This is a genomic window from Streptomyces mauvecolor (assembly GCF_039532965.1).
GTDB lineage: Bacteria > Actinomycetota > Actinomycetes > Streptomycetales > Streptomycetaceae > Streptomyces > Streptomyces violascens.
Window position 1 is genome coordinate 1 of record NZ_BAAASQ010000054.1, and the last position, 5,669, is coordinate 5,669.

Annotated in this window: 7 protein-coding genes; 3 read left to right on the forward strand and 4 right to left on the reverse strand. The window is 68.0% G+C overall.

Translation table 11 applies throughout. The features are described from left to right. Positions 1-284: 284 nt before the first annotated feature. Positions 285-926, reverse strand: coding sequence for a DNA-3-methyladenine glycosylase (locus tag ABD346_RS37170; RefSeq protein ID WP_344380738.1), 642 nt, complete (start codon positions 924-926; stop codon positions 285-287). 94 nt (positions 927-1,020) lie between these two features. On the opposite strand from ABD346_RS37170, the gene ABD346_RS37175 reads away from it, so the two are divergent. The 3 genes from ABD346_RS37175 (at position 1,021) to ABD346_RS37185 (ending at position 3,102) form a co-directional block, all read left to right on the forward strand. Further along, positions 1,021-1,803 (forward strand): sporulation protein, encoded by a 783-nt coding sequence (locus tag ABD346_RS37175; RefSeq protein ID WP_344380739.1) that lies wholly within the window; start codon positions 1,021-1,023, stop codon positions 1,801-1,803. 66 nt (positions 1,804-1,869) lie between these two features. Continuing rightward, complete coding sequence (locus tag ABD346_RS37180; RefSeq protein ID WP_344380740.1) at positions 1,870-2,406, forward strand: YbhB/YbcL family Raf kinase inhibitor-like protein; 537 nt, start codon at positions 1,870-1,872, stop codon at positions 2,404-2,406. Between the two features lie 180 nt (positions 2,407-2,586). After that, on the forward strand, positions 2,587-3,102 hold the full coding sequence (locus tag ABD346_RS37185; protein WP_189961369.1) for an HNH endonuclease: 516 nt from the start codon (positions 2,587-2,589) through the stop codon (positions 3,100-3,102). A 98-nt stretch (positions 3,103-3,200) separates the two neighbouring features. On the opposite strand, the gene ABD346_RS37190 is transcribed toward ABD346_RS37185, so the two are convergent. From ABD346_RS37190 to ABD346_RS37200, 3 genes are all read right to left on the reverse strand, one after another. Next, positions 3,201-3,974 carry a sulfite exporter TauE/SafE family protein gene (locus tag ABD346_RS37190; protein WP_344380741.1) on the reverse strand — a complete coding sequence of 258 codons (774 nt, stop codon included), beginning with the start codon at positions 3,972-3,974 and terminating at the stop codon, positions 3,201-3,203. 123 nt (positions 3,975-4,097) lie between these two features. Beyond that, positions 4,098-5,051, reverse strand: coding sequence for an SPFH domain-containing protein (locus ABD346_RS37195; RefSeq protein ID WP_344380742.1), 954 nt, complete (start codon positions 5,049-5,051; stop codon positions 4,098-4,100). A gap of 79 nt (positions 5,052-5,130) precedes the next feature. After that, positions 5,131-5,559: an NfeD family protein gene (locus ABD346_RS37200; protein WP_344380743.1), complete on the reverse strand. Its 429-nt coding sequence runs from the start codon at positions 5,557-5,559 to the stop codon at positions 5,131-5,133. Positions 5,560-5,669: the final 110 nt, after the last annotated feature.

Here is a 5,669-nt window from a genome sequence, read left to right on the forward strand (position 1 = left end):
ATTTCGTGTTCCCGACTCTATCAGACTCTTTCGTGTCCGATTCCCCGTCGGAATTGGGGTTCGCTTCGAGATCTTCGCTTTCGCGTTTCCCTTTCGGCGTGTCCACTACTTTAGCGGGTTTCCCCGGCCATTCATAATCGAGTCATTCGAGTTCGAATTTCGGCATGCCGAAATGCAGACCCGTTGGGGTTCGATCGTAGGTAGTGGATGGCCGCCTGGGGTTGCTGAACAGCAGGGCCCGTCTCAAGCGGCTCGGGCTACGTTAGGCGCCGCTTGAGGCCGAGTCAAGTTCGGCGCTTGCGGGGCTGATGCGCCCGGTACGGGCTCACCGTCGGGTCCTCGGAGATCCAGAAGCGCCACGGGTGCGGGGCTCCGTCGCCGCCCACTCCGGTGCGCGGTCCATTGCGTACCTGGTCGGGCGTAGGAGGGGTACCAGTCAGTACGGACAGAGGTGCCTCCGGGCCGTCGCACACGTCGGTTCCGTTCAGGGCCCGTCCCACGTCCAGTGCGGTGGCCAGGCGGGCCGGGCCTTTGGCCAGTTCTCGGTCATAGCGGGCCGAGATTCGACGTTTGCGGGCCAGATCCGCGCCCACCTGGATCTCCCCCGCCCTGAGCAGAACACCGCTCGCGCGCCCCTCGGGGCCGCACACCAGGTTGAGGCAGTGCCACATGCCGTACGTGAAGTAGACGTAAGCGTGTCCGGGCGGCCCGAACATCACCTCGTTCCGGGGCGTACGGCCGCGGAAGGCATGGGAGCCCGGGTCGTTCGGACCGTCGTACGCCTCCACCTCCGTCAGGCGGAGTTCGAGAGGGCCCGACGCGGTATGGCGTACGAGCGTGCGGCCCAGGAGGTCCGGAGCGACCTCCAGGACGGGCCGGTCGAAGAAGTCCCTTGGCAGTGGCGTACGTTCGGTGCCCGCGATCATGGCGTCCGAGGGTAGTGGACGGTGGGCGGAACCGGACACGGCGGTTGCGCGTTCGTAGGTGTCGAGGTCGAGAAGACGTAGGGGAAGGACTGGCATGGGGTTCAAGCGGCTGCTGGCGAGCCTGGGGGCCGGTGGGGCATCGGTGGAGACCGAGCTCGCCGAGACCAATGTGGTGCCGGGCGGGGTCGTCCAGGGTGAGGTGCGGATCCAGGGCGGGTCGGTCGACCAGCAGATCGAGGGGCTCTCGGTCGGGCTGCAGGCCCGCGTCGAGGTCGAGGGCGGCGAGCACGAGCACAAGCAGGACATCGAGTTCACCAAGGTGCGGCTCGGCGGGGCCTTCGAGGTGAAGGCGGGGGCCGTGCACGTGGTGCCGTTCGGCTTGGAGATTCCCTGGGAGACGCCGGTCACGGCCGTCGACGGGCAGCAGCTGCGGGGCATGCACATCGGCGTGACGACCGAGCTGGAGATCGCCCGGGCGCTCGACTCGGGCGATCTGGACCCGATCCAGGTCCATCCGCTGCCCGCCCAGCAGGCGATCCTCGACGCGTTCATCCAGCTGGGCTTCCGCTTCAAGAGCGCGGACATGGAGAAGGGGCACATTCGCGGCACGCGGCAGCGGCTGCCCTTCTACCAGGAGATCGAGTTCCTCCCGCCGTCGCAGTACCGGGGTCTGAACCAGGTGGAGCTGTCCTTCGTCACGGACGACCGCGCGATGGACGTGGTCCTGGAGATGGACAAGAAGCCGGGTCTGTTCAGCGAGGGCAGCGACTCCTACCGCTCGTTCGAGGTCGGCCTCCACGACTTCCGGGGGACCGACTGGGCGGCGTACCTCAATCAGTGGCTGGCCGAGGTCGGCGGGCGGCGGAACTGGTTCTGAGCGAAGACGCCCTAGGCTCGGTTCCACCAGTTGATGCCAGTTGATGCCGAATCAGGAGGTGCCGACGTGAGCGAGCTCAAGAGGCCGCCGCTTCCCCACGACTTCCACCCCGAGGTGCCGTCGTTCACCGTGGTGAGCGAGGACGTCGAGCCGGGTGCCGTGCTCAAGGACGCCCAGGTCTACGCGGCCGGGAACACCTCGCCGCAGCTGCGGTGGGAAGGGTTTCCGGCCGGGACGAAGAGCTTCGCGGTGACGTGCTTCGACCCGGATGCGCCCACGGGCAGCGGGTTCTGGCACTGGTCGGTGTTCGACATCCCGGCGTCGGTGACCGAGCTGCCCGCGGGCGCCGGCAGCGGAAAGTTCGAGGGGCTGCCGGCCGGGGCCGTACAGGTGCGCAACGACTATGGGTCGAAGGATTTCGGGGGTGCCGCGCCGCCGGCCGGCGAGACCCACCGATACGTCTTCACGGTGTACGCGGTCGACAGCGAGAAGCTCGGCCCGGACGCGGATGCCTCGCCTGCCGTGGTCGGTTTCCATCTGCGGTTCCACACGCTCGGGCGTGCACAGCTCATCGGTGAGTACACGGGTCCCGCACAGAGCTGATCGTTCGCTTTCCGTTTGCCCTGCCCTGGTCTTGGAGAGATCAGGGCAGGGCATTTTTCTGTTGTCGGCCGGGTGCGTCGCCCGCGTCGGCGCCGATATTGCGTTGTCCATCGTGGCGAGCCCGGCCAGAGTTGATCCCAGCCCGCCAGTCAGTGGGCCGGCACTACGGAGGTGGGCAGGATGCGGGACACGCTGGTACTCAACGCGAGCTTCGAGCCGCTGTCGACGGTGACGCTCAACCGTGCCGTGGTGCTGGTGCTCCAGGACAAGGCGGTGGTCGAGCAGTCCCATCCCCGTCTGCGGATGCGTGCGGCCACCATGGACATACCGGCGCCCCGGGTGATCAGGCTGTGCAGGTACGTACGGGTGCCCTTCCGAAGACAGGCTCCGTGGTCGAGGCGGGGCGTGCTGATCAGGGACCAGCACCGGTGCGCGTACTGCGGGCGGCGCGCGACGACCGTGGACCATGTGGTGCCGCGGGCGCAGGGCGGCCGGGACGGCTGGCTGAACACGGTGGCCTCCTGCGCCGAGGACAACCATCGCAAGGCGGACCGGACGCCCGAAGAGGCGGGGATGCCGCTGCTCCGGCAGCCGTTCGTGCCGTCGCCGGCCGATGCGATGCTGCTCGCGATGGCGGCCGGGGACCGGTCCGAGCTGCCCGAGTGGCTGGCTTCGGGCGCCGTACCGGCCGCGTAACGGGGTCGACTTCCTTGTGGGGAGCCCGCCTTCGGGATGAAGGCGGGCTTCTTCATGTACGTAAAGGTGCGCCATGTCGGCACATGCGCGTACGGCCGCTATTTGAGGGTCAGTTGGAGGATCGCGACGACGCCGACGGCGATGATCACTCCGCGCAGCACCGCGGGCTTGAGGCGGCGGCCGACCTTGGCGCCGATCTGGCCTCCTATGGTCGAGCCGACGGCGATGAGCAGGACTGCGGTCCAGTCGAACTCGGCGACGAAGAGGAAGAAGACGGCCGCGATGCCGTTGACCACCGCGCCGAGGATGTTCTTGACGGCGTTGATGCGCTGCAGGCTGTCGGGCAGGAGCAGGCCCATCAGGGAGAGGTAGAGCACGCCCTGGGCGGCGCCGAAGTAGCCGCCGTACATGCTGGCGAGGAAGAGGCCGGCGAGGAGGGCGGCGCCGCCCTCGGGGTGGGCCTCGGTGCCGCGGGCCTCGCGGCGGCGCTTGATGACGGCGGCCAGACGCGGCTGGAACAGGACGAGGACGAGGGCCGCGCCGACCAGGACCGGCACGATCGCGTCGAACGACGAGGACGGCAGCGCGAGCAGCAGGATCGCCCCGGCGAGACCGCCGAGCAGGGCGATGCCGCCGAGTCGGAGCACTCTGCGGGTCTGGCCGCGCAGTTCGTGGCGGTAGCCGATGGCCCCGCTGATGGAGCCGGGGACCAGGCCGAGCGCGTTGGAGACGTTGGCGGTGATCGGTGGCAGGCCGGTTGCCAGGAGCACGGGGAAGGTGAGGAGCGTGCCGGATCCGACGATCGTGTTGATGGTGCCCGCGCCGATGCCGGCCGCGAAGACCGCGAGTGCTTCCCAGATGGACAAGGCCATCTCCTTACACGTTCAGTGAGTCGCCTCCCCGCCATGTAGGTCGAGGGGCCTCACTGATCATGCATGAAGGGTGTATGGGGCAGTCAACTGCCCCTGGCACATGGGCCGTTCGGCCCATGGCCGTCAGTCCACCGGGGGTGCTTCGCGGCGCTCGGTCCCGCCGTTGCCGTTGTTGTTGCCGCCGGTGTTGAAGCCGGGCATGCCGCCGCCGAGGTTGCCGAAAGCCCCGGAGAGGCCCTTGAGGGCGTCGCCGATCTCGCTGGGCACGATCCAGAGCTTGTTGGCGTCGCCCTCGGCGATCTTCGGGAGCATCTGGAGGTACTGGTAGGAGAGCAGCTTCTGGTCGGGGTCGCCGGCGTGGATGGACTCGAAGACCGTACGGATGGCCTGGGCCTCGCCCTCGGCGCGCAGGGCGGCCGCCTTGGCCTCACCTTCGGCGCGCAGGATCGCGGACTGCTTCTCGCCCTCGGCGCGCAGGATCTCCGACTGCCGTACACCTTCGGCCTGGAGGATGGCCGCGCGCTTGTCACGGTCGGCGCGCATCTGCTTCTCCATCGAGTCCTGGATGGAGGTCGGCGGCTCGATCGCCTTGAGCTCGACGCGGTTGACGCGGATGCCCCACTTGCCGGTGGCTTCGTCGAGGACGCCGCGCAGGGCCGCGTTGATCTCCTCGCGGGAGGTCAGGGTGCGCTCCAGGTCCATGCCGCCGATGATGTTGCGGAGCGTGGTGACGGTGAGCTGCTCGATCGCCTGAATGTAGCTGGCGACTTCGTAGGTGGCGGCCCGGGCGTCGGTCACCTGGTAGTAGATGACGGTGTCGATGTTGACGACCAGGTTGTCCTGGGTGATGACCGGCTGGGGCGGGAAGGGGACGACCTGCTCGCGGAGGTCGATCCGGTTGCGGATCGAGTCGATGAACGGGACGACGATGTTCAGACCCGCGTTCAGCGTCCTCGTGTAGCGGCCGAAGCGCTCCACGATGGCGGCGCTGGCCTGCGGGATCACCTGGATCGTTTTGATCAGGGCGATGAAGACCAGCACCACCAGGATGATCAGGACGATGATGATCGGTTGCATCGCGTACCCCGTGCCCTTCTTGCTCTCGGATGGCCCTGGAAACGTTGGCAGTTACCGGACCTGATGATCCTGGCATGGTTCACATGACGATGGCAGTGGCTCCGTCGATCTCGACGACGTCGACCTGGTGGCCCGGTTCGTAAACCCGTTCCGTGTCGAGCGCGCGAGCCGACCAGACCTCGCCCGCGAGTTTGATCCGGCCGCCTTCGGCGTCGACCCGTTCCAGGACGACGGCCTGACGGCCCTTCAACGCCTCGGTGCCGGTGGCGAGTTGGGGGCGCTGGGCGCGGTGGCGGGCGGCGATGGGGCGTACGACGGAGACGAGGGCGACCGAGACGACCACGAAGACGAGGACCTGGGCGACGGGGCCGAGTCCGAAGCCCGCGCCGATGGCGGCGGCGACCGCGCCGACCGCCATCATGCCGAACTCGGGCATGGCGGTCAGAACGAGGGGAATGCCCAGAGCTGCCGCACCTATCAGCCACCAAACCCATGCCTCGATGTCCACAAGGTCATGGTAGGTCCGGGCGTCCCCTCACCGACAGTGCACAAAGGCCCTAGCTGTATTGACCCGCAGGGTTGTTGACGCGGGTGATGGGCGGGTGTCCGTCGAGTGCG

Bases quoted from the DNA above. Each gene is read 5' to 3' on its own strand.
- ABD346_RS37170 (WP_344380738.1), bottom strand. From the start codon at position 926: ATGATCGCGGGCACCGAACGTACGCCACTGCCAAGGGACTTCTTCGAC.
- ABD346_RS37175 (WP_344380739.1), top strand. From the start codon at position 1,021: ATGGGGTTCAAGCGGCTGCTGGCGAGCCTGGGGGCCGGTGGGGCATCG.
- ABD346_RS37185 (WP_189961369.1), top strand. From the start codon at position 2,587: ATGCGGGACACGCTGGTACTCAACGCGAGCTTCGAGCCGCTGTCGACG.
- ABD346_RS37190 (WP_344380741.1), bottom strand. From the start codon at position 3,974: ATGGCCTTGTCCATCTGGGAAGCACTCGCGGTCTTCGCGGCCGGCATC.
- ABD346_RS37195 (WP_344380742.1), bottom strand. From the start codon at position 5,051: ATGCAACCGATCATCATCGTCCTGATCATCCTGGTGGTGCTGGTCTTC.